Here is a 20,202-nt window from a genome sequence, read left to right on the forward strand (position 1 = left end):
CAACAGGAGACGTCGCATGAGTGAAAAAGCCGTGTTCATTGAGCAGCCCGGAGGGCCGGAGCAACTGAAGCTTGTGGAGGTGGAGGTCGGTGCGCCCGGGCCGGGCGAGATCCGCATCCGCCACGTCGCTTGCGGGCTGAACTACATCGACGTCTACCACCGCAACGGCACCTACCCGCTGCCGCTGCCTGCGCGGTTGGGCATGGAGGGCGCGGGCGTCGTGGAGGCGGTGGGCGAGGGCGTGACGCACCTCCAGGTGGGCGACCGCGCCGCCTACGCGAGCCAGCCGCCCGGCGCCTATGCGACGGCGCGCGTGATGCCAGCCAAGGCCGTGTTGAAGCTGCCCAACGACATCGCCTTCGACACCGCCGCCGCGATGATGCTCAAGGGCTTGACGGTGCAGTACCTGCTGCGCAAGACGTTGCCGCAGGGCGGGCTGCAGGCGGGCGACTTCGTGCTCTTTCACGCGGCTGCAGGCGGTGTGGGCCTGATCGCCTGCCAGTGGGCCCGCGCGCTGGGTCTGCAACTCATCGGCACGGCCGGCAGCGACGAGAAATGCGCGCTGGCACTGGAGCATGGCGCGACGCACGCGATCAACTACCGCAGCCAGCCCGACTTCGCGGCCCAGGTGCGCGACATTACCGGCGGGCGCGGCGTGAAGGTGGTTTACGACTCAGTGGGCGCCGACACCTGGGCCGGCTCACTGGACAGCTTGGCGCCGTTTGGGTTGCTGGCCAGCTTCGGCGGCGCGTCCGGCCCGGTGCCTCCCATCAACATCGGCACGCTGGCGGCGAAGGGCTCGGTCTACGTGACGCGCCCGACGCTGTTCACGCACCTGTCCACGCGCGAAAGCGCGCAGGCCATGGGGGATGAGCTGTTCGACATCGTGCGCAGCGGCCAAGTCAAGGTGCGCATCGCCGGGCGCTATGCGCTGGGCGACGCGGCCCAGGCGCACCGTGACTTGGAGGCGCGCCAATTGCTGGGCAGCGCCGTGCTGCTGCCCTGAGGGCGTCAGGCCGCGGCCTGCTCCGGCAGCGGTTGGTCCACCGTGGGCTCGGCGACGCGGGCCAGCGCGATCTCGAAGCTGAAACTGGAGCCCAGCCCCGGCTCGCTTTGCACCTGCACTTCGCCGCCCATGAGGCCAACCAGCCGCTGCACGATGGTCAGGCCCAGGCCCGTGCCGCCGTAGCGGCGAGTGATGCTGCCATCGGCTTGCGTGAAGGGGTCGAAGATCTGCCTGATCTGGTCCCGTGTCAGGCCGATGCCGGTGTCGGTTACGGCGATGCGCAGGCGCACCTGGTCGGTGGTGTCGCCCGGCCGTGGCTGCACGTGGGTGATCTCGACGCGGACTTCACCGCGCTCCGTGAACTTCAGCGCGTTGCCCACCAGGTTGATCAGCACCTGGCGCAGGCGCAGCGCGTCGCCGGCCAATCGCGGCGGCACGCTGGGCTGCACGGCGGCCTGCAGCCGTATGCCCTTGGCGTGGGCCTGCAGCAGCAGGGGCTGCAGCGATTCGGCCAGGCAGTCGTGCAGCTGGAAGGGGTGTTCGTCGATGACGGTGCGGCCGGCTTCGATCTTCGCCACGTCCAGCAGGTCGTTGATGATGGTCATCAGGCCCTTGGCGGAGTCGTGCGCCATCGTGATGAAGCGGCGCTGGCGGTCGGTCAGATCGCCGGCCTGCAGCACCAGCTCAGTCAGGCCCAGCACGCCGTTCATGGGCGTGCGGATCTCGTGGCTCATGTTGGCCAGGAAGCTGCTCTTTGCCTGGCTGGCAGCCTCGGCGGCCTCACGGGCCGCCACCAGCGCGGCCTGGCTGGCCTTGAGGTCGGCGATGTCGCGGGCGTTCAGCAGCATGACGGTGTCGCCAGTGACGGGGTCGCGCATGGGGCGTGCGTCCAGCGCATGCCAGCGCGGGCCGGCGAGGGTCTGCAACTCGGCATCTTGGCGGCAGGCCTCGCCGCGCTGCACGCGGGACAGGATGCTGGCGGCGTCGTGCGCATGCGCGAACAGCCGTGTGAACTCGCTGCCGCCAGCCGGCGGGGGCGTGTCGCCGAAGGTCAGCGCGGCAGCCGGGTTGCGCATCAGCAGCTCGCCCTGCAGTAGGCCGAACATGGCGATGCGCACCGAGGTGTGCTGCAGCGCTTCCACGCCGCGCAGCAGGCTGGCATCAGCACCGCCGCCCAGCGAGTCGGCCGCGAACAGCATGACCTGGCGTCGGTCGGGCGTGCGCATGCCGCGCGACACCAGCATCACCGTCGTGGGCTCACCGCGCGGGTAGAGCGTCCAGAGTTCGCGCACGATGCGACCCTGGGTGTGATCGGCTGCCGTGACGGCCAGGCGCGCCTGCACCTCGTCGCCATGCTCGGCGAAGTCACGGGACAGGAACTCCTCGGCGCTGTCCGCATGCCAAAAGCGCAGCGCGGCGGCATTGGCCCAGAGGTTGCGCTGCTGGTCGGGGTCGAAGACCCACAGGGGAACGTCGAGCCAGTCGTAGTGGCTGAGGCTGGCGAAATCGAGAAGCATCAGTAACAGGGAGCGAGAGGCCCGAAATTGTCACCTCGTGTGAGAGGCCCGGCGCGTGAACGAGTGCGCGTCAGGCGTCCGTGGGTGGCGCCAGGGCCGCACGGTAGGCGTGCCAGCTTGCGTGGCCCAGCCACGGCCCGACGATCACCAGGCCGGCGAACCCCGGCAGCATCGCCAGCACCACCAGCGCCGTGAGCAGGGCGCCCCAGAACAACATGACCAGCGGCTGCGTCAGGCACAGCTTGAGGCTGGCGAGCCCGGCGCTCACGGCGTCGGTGTCGCGGTCCAGCAGCATGGGCATGGCGATCACGCTGATCGCGAAAATCAGGCCCGCGAACACGCCACCGACCGCGAGATAGGCCGCCACGAAGCCGAGGTGCTCGGCGCTCAGCAGCTTACCGATGGCGCCGGCGAAGTCGGGCATGCCGTTGAAGCTGACCGCAAACACCACCAGCGCGGCGCGGCCCCACAGCATCTCCAGGATCAGCAGCACGAAGCCGAAGATGGCGATCTGCCTGACGTTGGCGAACCAGGCGCCGAGGGCATCATCGATGCTCGGCGTCTCGCCGCGTTCCAGCCGCAGGCTCACCTGGTACAGCCCCAGGCACAGCAGCGGCCCTAGCAACAGGAAGCCGGCACACAGCGCCAGCGTGTAGATGGGCGCATGGCGGAACACCATGAGCACTGCCAGCCCCATCAGCGCGAAGCAGCCGCCGAAGAAGACCGCGATGGCCGGTGCGCGCCACAGGTCAGCCCATCCCAGCCGCAGCCACTGCAGCGGCGCCAACAGCGGCAGCCGCCGCAGCGGCACCCCGAGCTCGCGGGGCGGCTCGGGCACATAGGGAACGTAGGTGGGGTTGCTGGACGGGGCGGGCTCAGGTACGTCGGACACGGCGCAGTTCATCCAGGATCAACAGGATGGCGCCGATGGTGATCGCACTGTCTGCGACGTTGAAGGCGGGGAAATACCAGCCGCCTGCGTGAACCTGGATGAAGTCGACCACGTAGCCGTGCACGGCGCGGTCGATGACGTTGCCGATGGCGCCGCCGAGGATGAGCGTCAGCGCCCAGGCAAAGAGCTTCTGCTGGCCGTGCTTGCGCAGCATCCAGGTGATGAAGACGGCGGCCACCACCCCCAGACCCAGGAAGAACCAGCGCTGCCAGCCCGAGGCACCGTGCAGGAAGCTGAAAGCGGCGCCGTAGTTGTGGGCGCGCACGAGGTTGAAGAAGCCGGTCACCGGGCGCACGTCACCCAGCTGGAAGCTGCCGATGACGAGGATCTTGGTGAACTGGTCAGCCAGGATGATGAGCGCGGCGATCAGCAGCCACTGGGCCAGGCCCGTCGAGGACTTGCCAGCCATGTCAGGCCACCGTGCGGGTTTCGCCCGCGCCGTGCAGGTTGCTGTCGCAGCGGCCGCACAGCGTCGGGTGGGCGGCGATGCTGCCGACCTCGGCGCGGTAGTGCCAGCAGCGCTCGCACTTGGCGTGGGCGCTGGGCGTGACGAGCACGCTGAACTCAGCGGCCGGCACCAGCGTCACGGCTGACGTGATGAACACGAAGCGCAGGTCCTCGCCCAGGCTGCCGAGCAGCACGGCGTCTTCGGCATTGACGTGCAGTGTCAGCTCGGCCTGCAGCGACGCGCCGACCGCGCCCGTCGTGCGCACCGCCTCGATGGCCTTGTTGACCTCGTCGCGGATCGCGTGGATGCGATCCCACTTGGCCAGCAGCGACGCGTCCGTGTCGCCGAAATTCCAGTAGGTCTCGGTGAAGATGCTGTCGCCCGATGTCTTGCTCTCGAAGACCGCCCAGGCTTCCTCGGCCGTGAAGCTCAGGAACGGCGCCATCCAGCGCAGCATCGCGTTCGTGATCTGCCAAAGCGCCGTCTGCGCCGAGCGACGCGCCAGGCTCTTGGGCGCCGTCGTGTAGAGGCGGTCCTTCAGCACGTCCAGGTAGAACGCGCCCAGGTCCTCGGAGCAGTAGACCTGCAGCTTGGCGACGACGGGATGGAACTCGTATCGTTCGAAGTGGGCCAGGATGTCCGCCTGCAACTTGGCTGCACGTGCCAGGGCGTAGCGGTCCACTTCCAGGAGTTCGGCCGGCGCGACCGCGTCCGTCGCCGGGTCAAAATCGCTGACATTGGCGAGCAGGAAGCGCAGCGTGTTGCGGATGCGGCGGTAGCTGTCGACGACGCGGGCGAGGATCTTCTCGTCCAGTCCCAGGTCGCCAGAGTAGTCGGTCGCGGCCGTCCACAGGCGCAGGATCTCGGCGCCGAACTTGTCCGACACGGCCTGCGGCGCGACGACGTTGCCTTGCGACTTGCTCATCTTGCGGCCCTGGCCGTCGACGACGAAACCGTGCGTCAGCAGGCCCTTGTACGGTGCGCGGCCGTACAGCGCGCAGGCGATCAGCAGCGACGAATGGAACCAGCCGCGGTGCTGGTCGTGGCCTTCGAGGTAGAGGTCGGCCTCGGGGCCGCTGTCGTGTGCGGCGCCCTTGTGGCTGCCCTTGAGCACATGCTCGAAGGTGGAGCCGGAGTCGAACCAGACGTCCAGGATGTCGTTGCCCTTGGTGTAGTGCTCGGCTTGCGCGCCCAGCCACTCGGCGGCGTCCAGTTTGGACCAGGCCTCGATGCCGTTGGCCTCCACCAACTGCGCGGCGCGCTCGATGAACGCCAGCGTGTTCGGGTGCGCCTCGCCGGTGTCCTTGTGCAGGAAGATGGGCAGCGGCACGCCCCAGCTGCGCTGGCGCGAGATGCACCAGTCGGGCCGGCCGGCGATCATGTCGTGCAGGCGGGCGCGGCCGTTCTCGGGGTAGAAGCTCGTCGCCTCGATGGCGGCCAGCGCCGTCTTGCGCAGGCTGTCCGGCGCCTTGTCGGTCGTGAACAGACCGTCGCCGTCGTCCATGCGCACGAACCACTGCGCCGCGGCGCGGTAGATGACGGGCGTCTTATGGCGCCAGCAGTGCGGGTAGCTGTGGGTCAGCTTGGACTGGGCCATCAGGCGGCCGTTGTCCAGCAGCGTCTGCGCGACGACGGCGTTGGCCTTCCAGATGTGCTGGCCGCCGAACAGCGGCAGGTCGGCGGCGTAGGTGCCGTTGCCCTGCACGGGGTTCAGGATGTCGTCGAAGGCCAGGCCGTGGGCGACACAGCTCTGGAAGTCATCCAGGCCATAGGCGGGCGCGGAGTGGACGACGCCGGTGCCATCGTCGGCCGTCGCGTAGTCGGCCAGGTAGACCGGGCTTTCGCGGTCATAGCCCGGGTGCACATTGGCGAGCGGGTGCTTGAACTTCAGCAGTTCGAGCTTGCGACCGGGGACCGTAGCGACGACGCTGCCTTCCAGCTGCCAGCGCGCCAGGCACTTCTCCACCAGCGCCTCGGCGACGACGAAGAAGCCCTTTGGCGTGTCCACCAGCGCGTAGGGCAGCTCGGGGTTCAGGTTGAGCGCCTGGTTGGCTGGGATGGTCCAGGGCGTCGTCGTCCAGATGACGGTGAACGCTTCCTTGCCGAGCGGTGCCACGCCGAAGGCCGCAGCCAGCTTCTCGGGCTCGGCGCAGAGAAACGCCACGTCGACCGCGGGCGACTGCTTGTCCGCGTACTCGATCTCGAACTCGGCCAGCGACGAGCCGCAGTCGAAGCACCAGTAGACGGGCTTCAGACCGCGGTAGACGAAACCGCGCTCGAACAGCCGCTTCAGCACGCGGATCTCGCCGGCCTCGTTGGCGAAGTTCATCGTCTTGTAAGGGTTGCTCCACTCGCCCAGCACGCCCAGACGTTTGAAGTCGGCGCGCTGGCCGTCGATCTGCTCGGTGGCGTAGGCGCGGCTCTTGGCCTGCACCTCGTCGCGCGGCAAGCCGCGGCCAAAGGTCTTCTCGATCTGGTTCTCGATGGGCAGGCCGTGGCAGTCCCAGCCGGGGATGTAGGCCGCATCGAAGCCCGCCAACTGGCGCGCCTTGACGATCATGTCCTTCAGGATCTTGTTGGCCGCGTGGCCGATGTGGATCTGGCCGTTGGCATACGGCGGGCCGTCATGCAGCACGAACTTCGGGCGGCCGCAGCTGGCGTCGCGCAGGCGCTTGTACAGGCCTTGCTCGTCCCAGGCCTTCACCCAGCCCGGCTCGCGCTTGGGCAGGTCGCCGCGCATCGGGAAAGGCGTGTCGGGCAGGTTGAGCGTAGAGCGGTAGTCGGGTGCGTCCGGGGTGGTCATGGCGTGCGGCCAGGCGGCGGGCCTGGCAGTTCAAAGGCGGGGAGGGCGACGGCGAAGAGCGGCTGGGCGCCGCTTCAAATTCGGTCGCGCGTGGTCTGGCGACGCTGGGCGGCGTGGGTGGCCAGGAAGGCGCACGCTGCGTCGGTATCGTGGCGAATAGCAGCCGTGAGCGCATCCAGCCCGTCGTACTTGGCTTCGTCGCGAAGTTTGTGCAGCAGTTCCACGCGGGCGAGTTTACCGTAGCCCCCCTCAGCACCCAGGGGCCACTCCAGGCAATGGACCTCCAGCAGCACGCGGCCGGCGTTCTCCACCGTGGGGCGGTTGCCCAGGCTGGCGACGCCCGGCAGCGGCTCCTGCGTCAGGCCGTGCACGAGCACGGCAAAGATGCCGTGCGCGGCCGGTTTGTCGTGCGAGAAGCGCAGGTTCAGCGTGCGAAAGCCATCGGCTGCGCCGGGCGCTGATTCGCCCAACTGCCGGCCCAGCTTGCGGCCATGCGTGATGTGGCCGGAGATCGCATACGGCCGCCCCAGCAGCGACGCGGCGCGGGCCATGTTGCCGGCCGCGAGCGCCTCGCGCACGGCCGAGCTGCTGACCCGAAGGCCGCGCACCTCGTAGCTCATCATGCGGGCCACGTCGAAACCGTGGGCTTGGCCGGCGGCGTCCAGCGAGGCGTAGTCGCCCTGGCGTTTGGCGCCGAAGCGGAAGTCATCGCCAACCAGCACATAGCGCGCGCCCAGGCCGTCCAGCAGCACCTGGCGGATGAACTCCTGCGGCGGCAGCGACGACAGTCCCTCGTCGAACGGCAGGATGACGACCTGGTCGATGCCGCAGCGCTCCAGCTCAGCCAGCTTGTCGCGCAGCGTGGCAATGCGAGCGGGCGCCAGCTCGGGCTTGCCCAGCTTGGCGGCGAAGAAGTCGCGCGGATGCGGCTCGAAGGTCATCACGCAGGTCGGCAGGCCGCGGTGCCGCGCCTCGGACTGCAGCAGCGCCAGCATGGCCTGGTGGCCGCGGTGCACGCCGTCGAAGTTGCCGATGGTCAGCGCGCATGCGGGCGCGATGCCGGGATGGTGGAAGCCTCTAAAAACTCGCATCGGGCTTATTGTCCCCAGACCTCGGCCGGGCTGTTCACCCAGCGCCATTCACCGGGCTTGAGGTCGGCCGGCAGCGTCAGCGCCCCGAACCGGGGCCGGTGCAGCGCCTCCACGCGGTTGCCCACGGCCGCCACCATGCGTTTGACCTGGTGGTACTTGCCCTCCAGCAGCGTCAGGCGCAGCAGCGTCTCGTCGACGATCTCGGCGCCGTCGGCCTTCGTCATCTCCGGCGGGCGCTGGAATTTGGCCGGCGGGCGCAGCTTGTCTTCGGGCTCCTTCAGCTCGACGCCGGCCAGCAACTGTTCGACCATCGCTGGCGTCAGCGGGTGTTTGCAGCGTGCTTCGTAGACCTTGGGCACATGGTGCTTGGGCGACGTGAGCTTGTGGATCAGCGTGCCGTCGTCGGTCAGCAGCAGCAGGCCGGTGGTGTCTTCGTCCAGCCGGCCGATGGGCTGCACGCCGCGCTCGCGCAGCGGCGCGGGCAGCAGGCTCATGACGCTGGGGTGGTGCTTGGGCTTCTGCGAGCACTCGTAGCCGGCAGGCTTGTTCAGCAGGATGAGGGCTTTGTCGAAAAAGGGCCAGACCTGACCGGCGATCTCGAAGCTCAGCCCGGCGGTGTCGAACTCGGCCCAGGGGTCATCCACGACCTCCCCGCCCACCTTGACCTCACCGTGGTGGATGAGGCCGGCACACAGCCGGCGGGTGCCGAAGCCTTGTGAAAACAGGATCTGGTCGAGGCGCTGGGGTTTGGACATGGCCCGGATTGTCGGGCCTGGCCCGCTGCTCGCCGCACCTCAGGCGAATACGCCGGCCGTGTCCTGCATGCGCGCGCTGACCTCGCCGAGGTGATGCAGCGTGTCACCCCACTGCATCTCCATGACGGTCAGGCGCTTGAAGTAGTGGCTGCCAGCGTACTCGTCGGTGACGCCGATGCCGCCGTGCAGCTGCGTGCACTGCTGGCCCACGAAGCGCATGGACTGCCCCAGCTGCACCTTGGCCTGTGACAGCGCCCGGCGGCGCACGGCTGGTGCATCTCCCAGCCGCAGCGTGGCGTAGTAGCTCATGGAGCGGGCCAGCTCCAACTGCATCTTCACGTCGGCTGTGCGGTGCCTCAGCGCCTGGAAGCTGCTGATGGCCACGTCGAACTGCTTGCGGGTGTTCAGGTAGTCCACCGTCATGGCGAGGTAGGTCTCCATCACGCCCACGGCCTCGGCAGCCTGCGCGGCGATGCCGATGTCTGCCGCCAGCTCCAGCAGCGTCAGGCCCTGGTCGGCCCCAACGATGAGCTGGGCGGGCGTGTTGTCCAGGTGCACCTCGGCAGCCCGGGAGCCGTCGTAGAGAGAGTAGGCGCGCGTGTTCACGCCGGGTGCCGAGCGCTCCACGAGGTACAGCGCGATGCCGTCCTCCAAGCGGGCGGGCACGATGAAGGCATCGGCCACGTCGCCCGCAGGCACCAGGCTCTTGACGCCGGTAAGTCGGCCATCGACGGCGCGGGTGTCCACGCGGTCGAGGCGGTAGCGTGACTTGGCCTCCTGATGCGCCAGCACCACAAGTGCCTCACCGCCGGCGATGCGCGGCAGCCAGGCCTCCTGCAGGGCAGCGGGGGCGTGACTCAGCAGCGCCGGCGCGATCAGCGCGCCCTGGGCGATGGGCTCGAGCACCAAGCCGCGGCCCAGCTCTTCCATCACCACCATGGCCTCGACGGCGCCAAAGCCCAGCCCGCCATGGGCCTCGGGCACGGCCAGTGCGGTCAGACCCAGGCTCGCCAGGCCCTCCCAGGCGCTGCGGTCGAAGCCGCCGGCGCGGGCGATCTGCGTGCGGCGCTCGAAGCCGTAGTCCTTTTCCACGAAGCGGGCCACGGCGTCGCGCAGGGCCTGCTGGTCTTCGCTGAAATCGAAATCCATTTGTTTGTCTCCGGGTCAGCCGAGCACGGTCTGCGCGACGATGTTGCGCTGCACTTCGTTCGAGCCACCGTAGATGGTGGTCTTGCGCACGTTCAGGTAAGTGCCGGTCACGGGAATGGCGTGCGATGCGCCACCCAGCCAGGCGCCACCCAGCCATTGGTCCCCCTGCCAGCCGGCTTCCATGGCATCAAGGATGTGGGGCAGGGCCAGCGGGCCGCCGGCCAGCATCATCAGCTCGGTGTAGCGCTGCTGCAGTTCGCTGCCGCGGATCTTCAGCAGGCCAGCGACATCCAGCGGCTGCTTGCCCGTGCGTTCACCGGACAGCACGCGCAGCACCATCATCTCCAGGGCAACGACGTCCACTTCGCACAGCGCGATCTGGTCGCGAAAGCGTGCGTCGTCCATCAGGCCCTCGGCGGCGGCAATGCGCTTGAGGCGCTCCAGCTCACGCTTGGCGCGGTTCACGTCGGCAATGTTGGTGCGCTCGTGGGAGAGCAGGTGCTTGGCGTAGGTCCAGCCCTTGTTCTCCTCGCCGATGAGGTTCTCTGCCGGCACCTCGACGTTGTCGAACCAGACCTCGTTCACCTCGTGCTCGCCGTCCAGCATGATGATGGGCTTGACCGTCACGCCGGGCGCCTTCATGTCGATCAGCAGGAAGCTGATGCCGGTCTGGGGCTTGCCGTCGGACGACGTGCGCACCAGGCAGAAGATCCAGTCGCCGTACTGGCCGAGCGTCGTCCAGGTCTTTTGACCGTTGACGATGTACTTGTTGCCCCTAACGCCACGTTTCAGCTCGGCACGGCACTTCAAGGAGGCGAGGTCAGAGCCGGAGCCCGGTTCGCTGTAGCCCTGGCTCCACCACACCTCGCCACTCATGATGCCGGGCAGGAAGCGCTGCTGCTGTTCCGGCGTGCCGAAGGCCATGATGACGGGCGCCACCATCACCGGCCCGAACGGCACGATGCGCGGCGCGCCGGCCAGCGCGCATTCCTCTTCGAACAGGTGACGCTGGATGGCGTTCCAGCCCGGGCCGCCAAACTGCGTGGGCCAGGCCCAGCCATGCCAGCCCTTGGCACCGAGGATCTTGGCCCAGCGCTGCAGGTCGTCCTTGTTCAGCCGCAGGTCATGGCGCACCTTGTGCGCGATGTCTGCGGGCAGGTGGGCGCGCACCCAGTCGCGCACCTCGGCGCGGAACGCCAGTTCCGCGTCGGTGAAGTTGAGGTCCATGTGCTTGTCGCCTCGCCGTGTCGTGATAGGAATGTCGCGCGTTTTAGCACGGTCGTTCGCATCGGCGCTGTCCGGCCAGGGACAGTGGACAAGTCGCGTGCAGACAAACAAAAAGGCGCTCCGAGGAGCGCCTTTGAGGTGGCCGCGCAGCGCGCGATGTCTGCGGGATCAGGCCGCCAGCTTGGCCTTGCTGCGGCGACGCAGGCCGGCCACGCCCAGCAGGGCGACGCTGGTCAGGGCCAGCGAAGCGGGTTCGGGCACGGTGTTGGAGCCCGAGGTGCCGCCGCAGGTGCCATTGGCGCTCACGGTCTTCGTGCAGGTCGTGCCATTCACGGCAAACAGCTTGAAGTAGTCGTCACCGTTGTTCAGCGTGCTGGCGCCGGTCGTGTAGCTGGCTGCGCTCGTGAAGCCGCTGTTGTAGGCGCTGATCAACCACCAGCTGGAGGTCTTGTTGCCAGTGTTGACGACGTTGCTGTAGGCCAGCGACGTGTCGGGCGTCACGCTGCCGTAGTTGCCCACAAGCTCCCAGCCGCTCATCGACGCGGCAGCGGCGCCGTTCAAGGTCGGAGCGCTCGCACCCGTCCAGCGGAAGACCGACAGGTCGACGGAAACGCCGGAGTTGGTGCCATCACTCGTGTAGCCAATGCCAATGCTGGACAGCACGGTGGAAGCGCTGAACGACAACAGAATGCTCTCGGTCTTGCCGGCGTTGTCCACGGCGTGGTTGGGAGCGGTGTTGCCGTCGGAGGTCAGGCCCCAACCCATGGTCTGGCCCTGGTGCGCTAGCGTCGAGGTTGTCCAGTTCCCTTGCACGAGACCCGTCGTGGTGCTGTTGGTGGCCGCGAATCCGCTCAGCGACACCGTGGTGCTGTCGATCAGTGCGCCAGACTCGTTGGTGGCAGTGCTGGAAGTGGTGGTGGTGCCGACTTTGTTGTCGCACGCGTAGGCAGTCCCCAGCGAGCACTTCTCGTAGTTCTTCACGCCAGACGTGGTGTTCGACTCGAACGTCCAGGCGGCGTGCGCGCTCGTCGAAACCAGGGCCGCAACCGTGCCGAGGGCCAGCAGACTCAGGCGGAGATTCAGGAATGTCATCGGGTGATCTTTCTGGTTTCAGACGCTTGTGACGTCGGGAGTTCGCGGGGTTTCAAGCAATCGTCGTGCCAAAAATAAAAACTGTTTTGACTCAATGACTTGCAAGAAGCTACCCCCTAGCTTTGGAGCGAATTGTAAGAAGGGTCGACAGGATTGAAGACCGGCTCGGCCCCCTCAGTTGAGGGTCGCACGCAGCTGTTTCGCCTCGTTGAGCGTGCCAAAAGTCGCGCCACCGCGCAAAGCGGCATCCAGCTCCTCGCGCGCTTCGCCCTTGCGGCCGGCCTGGGCGAGCACGGCGGCGAGGTGGTAGCGGATGTCGGGGTTGTCCGGGGCGCGCAGTCGGGCGTCGCGCAGCAGTTGCAGCGCGCGCTCGGCCTTGCCGGTGCGGTGGCTGGCCCAGCCGGCGGTGTCCAGCAGTGTGGCGTTGCGTGGGTCGCTCTTCAGCGCGCGCTCGGCCATGTCGACGGCGCCGGGGTCCTTGAGCTCGATCAGCACATTGGCCAGGTTGTTCAGCGCCACAGCGTTCGTCGGTGCGGCCTTGAGGATGGCGTCGTACTGGCGGCGCGCGCCGGGCAGGTCACCGGCCTGCACCAACTGCTCGGCCAGCGTGTTGCGCACGGCAATGTCGTTCGGGTTCTTGCGCAGCCAGGCGTCAGCCAGGTCACTGGCCGGCTTGCCGCCCTGTGTCGCCTGGGCGCGCATGAGGCGGGTCAGCGAGGTGGCGGACTTGTCCAGCTCGTGCGCCTTGCGCAGTGCGTCGAGCGCCGCCGCACCCTGGCCCTTGCGCTGCGCCGCCTCGGCCAGCAGGTTGTAGCCCAGGGCCGACTTGGGGTTGGCCTCGATGACCTGCCGCGCCCGCTGCTCGGCACCCGCCACGTTGCCCTGCGCCAGCTCCACGCTGGACAGCATGGCGACGGCGGCTGGGTCGTTGGGCGTGCCAGTGAGCGCCTTGTCCAGCGTGTAGGCTGCGGCCTTGAAGTCCTGGGCCTGAGCCTGCTGGCGCGCGACTTCGATCAGCCGTGGGGTGTCAAACGCGGCGCGGCGCGAGGCATTGACCAGGGTACTGCGCGCACCGGCCGCATCACCGTTGGCGAGTTGGGCTGCGGCGTAGGCCTGCAGCGCCTCGATGTCCTCCGGCAGCTTGGCCAGCAGCACCTTGGCCGCCTCCATTGCGCGTGGTGCCTGGCCCTTGCGCAGGTGCCAGGCCACCAGCGCAAAGTTGGCGCGCGTCTCGCGGGCGCCGCTGGCCGAGACGGCGCTGTCCAGCCATTTCAGCGCCTCCTCGTTCTTGCCCCGCAGTTCGCTGACCAGCGCCAGCTCGAAGAGCAGGTTGACGTTGCGTTCGTCTTCCTTGAGTGCTGCGCGCAGCCGCTTCTCGGCAGCGTCGTAGTTGCCCGTGACGGCATCGATGCGGGCCAAGCCCAGCTTGGCCTCCAGCTGGTTCGCATCCAGCTTGAGGGCCTTCTCGTAGCCGGCGCGGCCGCCCGTGTAGTCGCGGGCCTGCGTCTTGGCATAGGCCTGCACCATGGTGACGGTGGCGTTGTTGGGGTTGGCGCGGGCCAGGGTGTCCGCCACGGCCAGCGCCTTGGGGAACTGTTGGTTGCGCAGGTGCACGGTCACCAGCGCGAGGCCGGCGAAAGTTTGTTTGGGGTCGCTCTTGTAGGCTTGGGCGAGTTGCTCCTCGGCCATGCTGGCCTGGCCGGTCTGCAGCAGCGACAGGCCCAGCGCCGTGCGGTAGTCGGCGGAGTCCTTGGCCTTGAGGGCGTCCTGCATCAGCTGCACGGCGCGGGCGTGGCGGCCCTGGCGCATGTGGCTGTTGGCCAGCATCAGCAGGGCCTGGCCGTCGCTGGGGCGCAGCTTGACGTAGCCGTCCAGCAGTTCGATGGCCTGGTTGGCGTTGCCCTCGGTCAACGCGATCTGCGCAAGCAGCTTGTACAGCGGGCTGCCGGGCTGCTGGCGTGCCGCGAGCTCCAGGTAGGGCTTGGCCTTTTCCAGCTCACCGAGGTTGTAGTGGGCCAGGCCGTTGAGCATCAGCCATTGCGTGCGGTAGCGGATGAACTCGATGGGCACGGGGTCCAGCAGTTCGGTGATCTTCTTCTGCGAGGCGCGCGTCGTGGCGGCGTCGCCGGCACGGTCGGCCAGCACCGCGCGCAAGTAGGTGCCACGCGGGTCGTTGGGCTTGAGGGCCAGCAGTTCGTTGAGCTCCACCAGCGCGTCGGCATCGCGGTTGACGTCGATGAGCAGCCCGGTGCGGGCCAGCCGGGACTCGGCGTGTTTGGGCTGCGCCTTGATGGCGCGCTCGTAGCCGGCCAGCGCCTGGGCGATCTGTCCGTTGGCATGGAAGATGGAGGCCTTCTGGTACAGCGCCTCGGCGTTGTCGGGGGCGAGCTTCAGCGCCTGGTCGGCGGCGGCGTTGGCTTCAGCGAATTGGCGGTTGCGCACGCGCAGCGGCACCTCGGCCAGCCAGCTGTTGAGGTTGGTGGCGTCCAGCGCCCGGGCCTGCTGCACGCTGGCCAGCGCGGCCTTGGTGTCCCCGGTGTCGGACTGCGCAAGCGCCCGCTCGATGAGCAGGTCCTGCTGGATGCCGGTGGGCAGGCCTGCAGGCTGCAGCCGGGTGTCGGTCAGCATCTGCGGTTGCTTGCCCTGGGCGTTGAGCGCCATGGCCAGCGGCACGGCGATCTCGGCGCGGTTGACGCCCAGCCGCAGGGCTTCGCTGAACTGGAACTCGGCGGCCGAGGGCTGGCTGTCGGCGAGCAGGGCCTTGCCCAGCAGCACGTGCACGGGCAGCTGGTTCTTGTCGGCCTGCAGCGCATTTCGCAACTGCACGATGGTGCCGGCGATGTCGCGCTTTTCGTAACGCTGCAGCGCGTCTTCGTAGAAGCGCGAGGCCTTGGCCGCGTCCTGTGCCTGTGCCAGCGGCGCGGCAGCAATCAGCAAGGCGGTCAGCAGGCGGGAGACAGGTGCAAGCGGAGCGGTCATCGGGCGGGTAGGCGGCGGAGGGCGCCGGATTCTTGCAGAAGCCCGTCGTGCGTGCGGGCGTCGCGTCAGTAGCGAAGCTCCAGCGTCATGACATCGTTCTCACGCCGCATCTGGAAGCGATCCAGAAAGCTGTTGCCCAGCAGCACGTAGGGCATCTGGCTGGGGATGACGATGGCTGCGACGTTGCGGACTTCCACGTCGGCGATGCGCACGCTGGACAGCTCCAGCGCATAGGCCGGCACGGCGCCGTTGGCGGTGTGCGTGACGATGCGCCGGCCCTGCTGGTAGCGCAGCCCCATCCGGTCGGCCTCGACCTGGCTGATGGCCACGCTGGTGGCGCCGGTGTCCAGCAGGAACTGGGTGAGGTGGCCGTTGATGGTGCCGGCCGTCGTGTAGTGGCCGCCATGGCCGGCGGGCATGACGATCTGCCGTGGCGCCGACGCGGCGCGCACGACGCGTGCCGGTGCGGCCCCCAGCGCCAGCGTCTGGCGCCGGCCTTCGAGCTCCACCACCGCGCGACCGTCCTCCAGCGCGATCAGCGTCACGCCAAGCGCCGAGGCGCCCACTTGCAACGTGCGTGGCTCACCGTCGATGAGCAGCAGCGCGGCACGCGCGCCCAGCATGCCGTTGAGCTGGACCTTGGGTGCCGCCTGGGCGGGCAGGGCCAGCGCGGCGCACAAGGTCAGGATAGCCGGCCAGCAGGCGCGCATTTGGCCAGGCTCAGTCGCGGAAGTTGTTGTAGGTCAGCGGCGTGTCGCTGAAGCTCTTCTTCAGGTGGGCGATGGCCACCTGCAGGTCGTCGCGGTTCTTGCCAGTCACGCGCACGGCGTCGCCCTGGATACTGGCCTGCACCTTGAGCTTGCTCTCTTTCAGCGAGCCCACGATCTTCTTGGCCAGCGTGGCCTCGATGCCTTCCTTGATCTTGTAGACCTGGCGGACCTTGTCACCGCCGAGCTTCTCGATCTTTTCCTGCTTGTCCAGGAAGCTGATGACGACGTCCTGCTTGGTCAGCTTGGCGTAGAGCACGGCCTCGATCTGCTCCAGCTGGAACTCGCTGTCGCCCGTCGAATGGATTTCCTTGTCCTTCAGTTCGACCTTGGCGCCTGTGCCCTTGAAGTCGAAACGGGTGCCGATTTCCTTGATGGCGTTGTCCACGCCATTGCGGATCTTGACGTGGTCGGGTTCGAGAACGGTGTCGAAGCTGGGCATTTGCAGGAACGGTGAATGGAATCGGCGAAAATTTTCCCATGTCCACGCCCCCACAGACCCCCTCGAACGGAGTGCCGCACGCCGTGCTGCCTGCGCTTCAGGTCGAAACCGACGTCAATCTCAAGCCCTACAACACCTTCGGGCTGCCGGCCGTGGCCAAGCGCCTCGTGCGCATCCGCGAGGCTGCCGATGTGCGCCGCGTCGTCGATCACCCCGAGCTGGGCCGGGCGCCCAAGTTCGTGCTGGGCGGCGGCAGCAACCTGGTGCTGACCAGGGACGTGGATGCCGTCGTGCTGAAGGTTGAGATCCCCGGCATCCGCCTGCTGGAGGAGCGCGACGACGCGTGGATCGTCGAGGCCGGCGCGGGCGTCGTCTGGCACGACCTCGTCACCTGGACGCTGGACCACGGCTATTCCGGCCTGGAGAACATGGCGCTGATCCCCGGTACGGTCGGTGCGGCGCCGGTGCAGAACGTCGGCGCCTACGGCATCGAGGTGAAGGACCGGCTGGAGGCCGTGGAGGTGATGGACCTCATCACCGGCCGGCCGGCGCTGCTACCGGCGGACGTGTGCCGCTTCGGCTACCGGGACAGCGTGTTCAAGCACAGCGACTTCGGCGGCCTGGCGGGCAAGAGCGTCATCACGCACGTGCGCTTCCGGCTGCCCAAGCCGTGGCAGCCCGTGCTGGGCTACCTGGAGATCGAGCGCAAGATGGCCGAGACGGGCATCAGCGCGCCCACGCCACGGCAGATCTACGACTGGATCGTCGCCGTGCGCCGCGCCAAGCTGCCGGACCCGGCGGTCATCGGCAATGCCGGCAGCTTCTTCAAGAACCCGGTCGTCACCGCCGAGCAGTGCAAGGACATCATCGGCCGCGATCCCGGCATCGTGCACTACCCGATGCCCGACGGCAGCGTGAAGCTGGCGGCGGGCTGGATGATCGACGCCTGCGGCTGGAAGGGAAAGACGGTGGGCGGCGCAGCGGTCTACGACAAGCAGGCGCTGGTGCTGGTCAACAAGGCGGACGCGCGGGGTGCCGAGGTCGTCACGCTGGCGCGGGCCATCCAGGAGAGCGTCTACGGGCGCTTCGGCATCCGGCTGGAACCGGAGCCGGTCGTCGTCTGAAGGTGAATCCTGCCGCCCGCGAGCGGCAGGCCGGGTTGATCATGCCGCCTCCAGTTCCTGCGGGAGGATGGCGATGAGCAGCACGATGTTGAGCCGGCGCGTGTGCATGGCCTGGCTGGGAACTTGGGCCGCGCCGGTGCTGGCAATGGAGCCGCTGCTGGCGAAGAGCGCACCGACGAGCATTGACCCGAGACCCTACCTGGTCAGCGAGAAGCTGGACGGCGTCCGCGCGCTGTGGGACGGCACGATGCTGCGCTTTCGCAGCGGCCGCGTGGTGGCCGTGCCGGCCTGGTTCCTGGCCGCGCTGCCGAAGACGCCGCTGGACGGCGAGCTGTGGATGGGGCGGCGCCGCTTCGATGTGCTGTCAGGCGCGGTACGGCGAGCCGAGCCGGTGGACGCAGAATGGCGCCTCATTCGATTTCACGTGTTCGAGCTGCCGGCGGGCGAGGGCACGTTCGAGCAGCGGGCCGACAAGCTCAAGACATTGGCGAGCGACATCGTCGTGCCGGTCGAGCAGCAGCGTTTCACGTCGAATGCCGAGCTGCGGGCGAAGCTGAAGCAGGTGGTTGATGCAGGCGGTGAAGGCTTGATGCTGCACCGTGCCGACGCGCCCGTGGCGTCGGGCCGCAGCGACCTGCTGCTGAAGCTCAAGCCGCTGGCGGACGCCGAAGCCGTCGTCGTCGGCCATGAATCTGGCAAGGGGCGGTTTGCCGGCCAGCTCGGTGCGCTGGAGCTTCAGACGCCCGAAGGCGTGCGCTTCAAGCTGGGCACCGGCTTTAGCGATGCCCAGCGGCGTGACCCGCCCGCCATCGGCACGACGGTCACTTATCGCTATCGGGATGTGACGCCAACAGGGAAGCCGCGCTTCGCGAGCTTTGTGCGGGTGGCGGACGAGTTCTAGCCGCCGGTAGCGGCGCAGTCGAGCTTTCGGGCTGCGAAGTCCAGCGCCGGCAGACTATCCAATAGCTTGGCGCCAGGCGTGACCGCATCCTTGACGGCTTTGGCCAGCTTGGTCGGGTCGATGGTGGCGGCATCGAGGCCCTGGAGTGCGTCGAATTGGTTTGCAGCGAGCGCCGCTTTGACCGGCTGGCGCCAGATCTCCAGCGCCTTGCCCCTGTCTTCGAGCCAGGGCTTGTAGCCTGTCCCGACCATCACGGTCGCCACGGCAAGGTCCGCTAGGGCCGTGTTCCGCTGGCTGGTGTCGGCGAGGTTGAGGCGGTCCTGTAGCTTCTTCGTGCAGGCCAGTGCCGCACTGGTGGCAGTGCTGTTCGCCGTGGCGCTCTTCTGCAGAGCATCGAGTGTCTCCTTGAACGCGGTCTTGCTGCCGGCCAGTTCCTTGACGAGGGCCGTGAGCTTGCCGGTCAGCGCCGGCTTGCTGGGCGTATCGATCTCCTGCTGCAAGCCGCTTATCAGCGCGTCCAGCACGTCACGCTGGGCGCGCACCGCCTCCAGCGCGGCCTTGGCGGTGCCGGTGACCTGGTCGATGTGCTCGTCGGGGGCGATTTTCGGCACGATGCCGAAGCCCGCCTTGGCGCGCACGCCGGCCTGACCCGTGGCTGCCGCGATGGGCACACCCTCGACTCGGAAGCTGCGGATGACGTAATCGTCGGGCGTGGCCTTGCCGGCCTCCGCCTTTGCGATGGTCTGTTGCATGGCTCGCGCCTGCATGACGTTGTTCAGCGTCACGGCCACCATGCGCATGCCGGGGTTCTCGACCGTCTGGATGGCTTCCTTGGCCTGCTCCAGGCCGACGGACAGCGTGCAGGCGCCGTGGTAACGGGCGGCGTCTGCCAGCGCTGCCTGCAGTGTGTACTCGGTTTCGCTGGCGCGGCGTGCCATCATTTCCTCGTGGATGGCCCTGCGGCGCAGCTCTATGCCCGGCACGATGACATAGCTGGCCAGATTGCCGAGGAAGCCCTGCGAGATCTCGGCCTGCATGCCGCTGCTGACGCCGGCGAGGCCGCCAAGGATGCGGGCGTCCTTGAGTCCGCCGACGATGGCCGCCGCACCGCCCAGGATGGTGGTGGCCCAGCCGAAGCCGGTCTGCTGGTAGGCATCGAAACGGTTCAGGTAGACCTTGTACGCGCTGCACCGTTGGTTGGAGGCGCCGATGAGCCTGTCCTGCACGCGGTTGCGGCGGTCGGCAAAGGTGCTGCCGTCGTAGCTGTAGAAGGCGTGTTCGGCGAGCGCAAGCGCGCGACGGGACGTGATGTCTGCTTGCGTGTTTGCTTGTGCATCTGCTTTCGCGTCGTCGACGGAGTTCGTGCTGTCAAAAGCCGATGCGGAGAACAGCTCGGTTGGCTGCTCCTTCGAGTAGGGAGCCTTGAATCTCCTGCCCTCGGGGTCCAGCAGCGTGACCAGATCCACCATCTCGTAGCGCTCGTTGTCGAACTGTGGATTGGCGCCGAACGTGGTAACCCTGTCCTTGGACCGCATCGAAGCCTCGGGCCCGACGGTGCCGCAGGCCGACAGGCTGAGGGCAACTGTCAGCAGGACGACATGTTGAGCGAGGCCGAAAAGCGAAGGGGCGTGAGGACTGGACATGAAACTCTCCCTGCGGTGACCGACATCGGGGCCGACAGAGAGAGTGTGGTGCGGATTGCGCCGCAGGATGCGGTCGATGGCCCCTGGCACCCTCAAAGCTGAGGACTGCCGGAGCCTTGTGGCCTCAGAGCCTGAGAAGCATTTGATCGCTGCCAGCGACTGTTCGGCGCGCAGTTGAGGGGGGATTCAGGACGATTTCTCACTTCGAGCCTCTTATGCAGCCGCCTGGGTCATTGCGGACGCACCTGCGCCCACACCGATCAACTGCGGCGCGATCTTGACCATGCGCATCAGGTTGTGCGCCAG

At 67.9% G+C, this 20,202-nt stretch carries 16 protein-coding genes; 3 read left to right on the top strand and 13 right to left on the bottom strand.

The annotated features are described in order from the left end of the window. The first annotated feature begins 16 nt into the window (after nucleotides 1–16). Nucleotides 17–1,006: a quinone oxidoreductase family protein gene (locus ACG0Z3_RS03495; protein WP_394395311.1), complete on the top strand. Its 990-nt coding sequence runs from the start codon at nucleotides 17–19 to the stop codon at nucleotides 1,004–1,006. Between the two features lie 5 nt (nucleotides 1,007–1,011). Here ACG0Z3_RS03495 and ACG0Z3_RS03500 read toward each other — a convergent pair whose 3' ends face one another. The 12 genes from ACG0Z3_RS03500 to ACG0Z3_RS03555 form a co-directional block, all read right to left on the bottom strand. Beyond that, complete coding sequence (locus ACG0Z3_RS03500; protein WP_394395313.1) at nucleotides 1,012–2,523, bottom strand: hybrid sensor histidine kinase/response regulator; 1,512 nt, start codon at nucleotides 2,521–2,523, stop codon at nucleotides 1,012–1,014. 70 nt (nucleotides 2,524–2,593) lie between these two features. Continuing rightward, entirely contained in the window at nucleotides 2,594–3,415 is an 822-nt protein-coding gene (locus ACG0Z3_RS03505) for a DUF2189 domain-containing protein (RefSeq protein ID WP_394395315.1), read from the bottom strand. Beyond that, complete coding sequence (gene lspA, locus ACG0Z3_RS03510; protein ID WP_394395318.1) at nucleotides 3,399–3,884, bottom strand: signal peptidase II; 486 nt, start codon at nucleotides 3,882–3,884, stop codon at nucleotides 3,399–3,401. The genes ACG0Z3_RS03505 and lspA overlap by 17 nt, the downstream gene beginning before the upstream one ends. 1 nt (nucleotide 3,885) lies before the next feature. Further along, nucleotides 3,886–6,726, bottom strand: coding sequence for an isoleucine--tRNA ligase (ileS, locus tag ACG0Z3_RS03515; RefSeq protein WP_394395321.1), 2,841 nt, complete (start codon nucleotides 6,724–6,726; stop codon nucleotides 3,886–3,888). 74 nt (nucleotides 6,727–6,800) lie between these two features. Beyond that, nucleotides 6,801–7,817, bottom strand: a complete 1,017-nt coding sequence (locus tag ACG0Z3_RS03520) for a bifunctional riboflavin kinase/FAD synthetase (RefSeq protein ID WP_394395323.1) — start codon at nucleotides 7,815–7,817, stop codon at nucleotides 6,801–6,803. A 5-nt stretch (nucleotides 7,818–7,822) separates the two neighbouring features. Further along, a complete protein-coding gene (locus tag ACG0Z3_RS03525) occupies nucleotides 7,823–8,572 on the bottom strand; it encodes a pseudouridine synthase (RefSeq protein ID WP_394395325.1) in 750 nt (249 codons plus the stop codon). A 39-nt stretch (nucleotides 8,573–8,611) separates the two neighbouring features. Further along, nucleotides 8,612–9,721, bottom strand: coding sequence for an acyl-CoA dehydrogenase family protein (locus tag ACG0Z3_RS03530; protein WP_394395326.1), 1,110 nt, complete (start codon nucleotides 9,719–9,721; stop codon nucleotides 8,612–8,614). 15 nt (nucleotides 9,722–9,736) lie between these two features. Then, a complete protein-coding gene (locus ACG0Z3_RS03535; RefSeq protein ID WP_394395327.1) occupies nucleotides 9,737–10,948 on the bottom strand; it encodes an acyl-CoA dehydrogenase family protein in 1,212 nt (403 codons plus the stop codon). Between the two features lie 168 nt (nucleotides 10,949–11,116). Beyond that, a complete protein-coding gene (locus ACG0Z3_RS03540) occupies nucleotides 11,117–12,040 on the bottom strand; it encodes a PEP-CTERM sorting domain-containing protein (RefSeq protein WP_394395329.1) in 924 nt (307 codons plus the stop codon). 174 nt (nucleotides 12,041–12,214) lie between these two features. Next, nucleotides 12,215–15,019: an XrtA/PEP-CTERM system TPR-repeat protein PrsT gene (prsT, locus tag ACG0Z3_RS03545; protein ID WP_394395331.1), complete on the bottom strand. Its 2,805-nt coding sequence runs from the start codon at nucleotides 15,017–15,019 to the stop codon at nucleotides 12,215–12,217. Between the two features lie 65 nt (nucleotides 15,020–15,084). Then, the gene (locus ACG0Z3_RS03550; RefSeq protein WP_394395333.1) at nucleotides 15,085–15,729 is read right to left on the bottom strand and encodes a retropepsin-like aspartic protease family protein; all 645 of its coding nucleotides are present in this window, start codon (nucleotides 15,727–15,729) and stop codon (nucleotides 15,085–15,087) included. Nucleotides 15,730–15,739: 10 nt separating this feature from the next. Continuing rightward, nucleotides 15,740–16,228 carry a YajQ family cyclic di-GMP-binding protein gene (locus ACG0Z3_RS03555; protein ID WP_394395335.1) on the bottom strand — a complete coding sequence of 163 codons (489 nt, stop codon included), beginning with the start codon at nucleotides 16,226–16,228 and terminating at the stop codon, nucleotides 15,740–15,742. 38 nt (nucleotides 16,229–16,266) lie between these two features. Here ACG0Z3_RS03555 and murB point away from each other — a divergent pair, with 38 nt between their 5' ends. Both murB and ACG0Z3_RS03565 read left to right on the top strand, forming a co-directional pair. Further along, entirely contained in the window at nucleotides 16,267–17,352 is a 1,086-nt protein-coding gene (gene murB, locus ACG0Z3_RS03560; protein WP_394395337.1) for a UDP-N-acetylmuramate dehydrogenase, read from the top strand. Between the two features lie 73 nt (nucleotides 17,353–17,425). Next, entirely contained in the window at nucleotides 17,426–18,253 is an 828-nt protein-coding gene (locus tag ACG0Z3_RS03565) for a DNA ligase (protein ID WP_394395339.1), read from the top strand. Here the strand turns inward: ACG0Z3_RS03565 and ACG0Z3_RS03570 are convergent. Then, entirely contained in the window at nucleotides 18,250–19,986 is a 1,737-nt protein-coding gene (locus tag ACG0Z3_RS03570; protein ID WP_394395343.1) for a hypothetical protein, read from the bottom strand. The two genes, ACG0Z3_RS03565 and ACG0Z3_RS03570, sit on opposite strands and share 4 nt — an antisense overlap. Nucleotides 19,987–20,202: the final 216 nt, after the last annotated feature.

The sequence above is a fragment of the Pelomonas margarita genome (genome assembly GCF_043555875.1).
GTDB classification, from domain to species: domain Bacteria; phylum Pseudomonadota; class Gammaproteobacteria; order Burkholderiales; family Burkholderiaceae_C; genus Pelomonas; species Pelomonas margarita.

Bases quoted from the DNA above. Each gene is read 5' to 3' on its own strand.
- ACG0Z3_RS03495 (WP_394395311.1), top strand. From the start codon at position 17: ATGAGTGAAAAAGCCGTGTTCATTGAGCAGCCCGGAGGGCCGGAGCAA.
- ACG0Z3_RS03500 (WP_394395313.1), bottom strand. From the start codon at position 2,523: ATGCTTCTCGATTTCGCCAGCCTCAGCCACTACGACTGGCTCGACGTT.
- lspA (WP_394395318.1), bottom strand. From the start codon at position 3,884: ATGGCTGGCAAGTCCTCGACGGGCCTGGCCCAGTGGCTGCTGATCGCC.
- ileS (WP_394395321.1), bottom strand. From the start codon at position 6,726: ATGACCACCCCGGACGCACCCGACTACCGCTCTACGCTCAACCTGCCC.
- ACG0Z3_RS03520 (WP_394395323.1), bottom strand. From the start codon at position 7,817: ATGCGAGTTTTTAGAGGCTTCCACCATCCCGGCATCGCGCCCGCATGC.
- ACG0Z3_RS03525 (WP_394395325.1), bottom strand. From the start codon at position 8,572: ATGTCCAAACCCCAGCGCCTCGACCAGATCCTGTTTTCACAAGGCTTC.
- ACG0Z3_RS03530 (WP_394395326.1), bottom strand. From the start codon at position 9,721: ATGGATTTCGATTTCAGCGAAGACCAGCAGGCCCTGCGCGACGCCGTG.
- ACG0Z3_RS03535 (WP_394395327.1), bottom strand. From the start codon at position 10,948: ATGGACCTCAACTTCACCGACGCGGAACTGGCGTTCCGCGCCGAGGTG.
- ACG0Z3_RS03540 (WP_394395329.1), bottom strand. From the start codon at position 12,040: ATGACATTCCTGAATCTCCGCCTGAGTCTGCTGGCCCTCGGCACGGTT.
- prsT (WP_394395331.1), bottom strand. From the start codon at position 15,019: ATGACCGCTCCGCTTGCACCTGTCTCCCGCCTGCTGACCGCCTTGCTG.
- ACG0Z3_RS03550 (WP_394395333.1), bottom strand. From the start codon at position 15,729: ATGCGCGCCTGCTGGCCGGCTATCCTGACCTTGTGCGCCGCGCTGGCC.
- ACG0Z3_RS03555 (WP_394395335.1), bottom strand. From the start codon at position 16,228: ATGCCCAGCTTCGACACCGTTCTCGAACCCGACCACGTCAAGATCCGC.
- murB (WP_394395337.1), top strand. From the start codon at position 16,267: ATGTCCACGCCCCCACAGACCCCCTCGAACGGAGTGCCGCACGCCGTG.
- ACG0Z3_RS03565 (WP_394395339.1), top strand. From the start codon at position 17,426: ATGAGCAGCACGATGTTGAGCCGGCGCGTGTGCATGGCCTGGCTGGGA.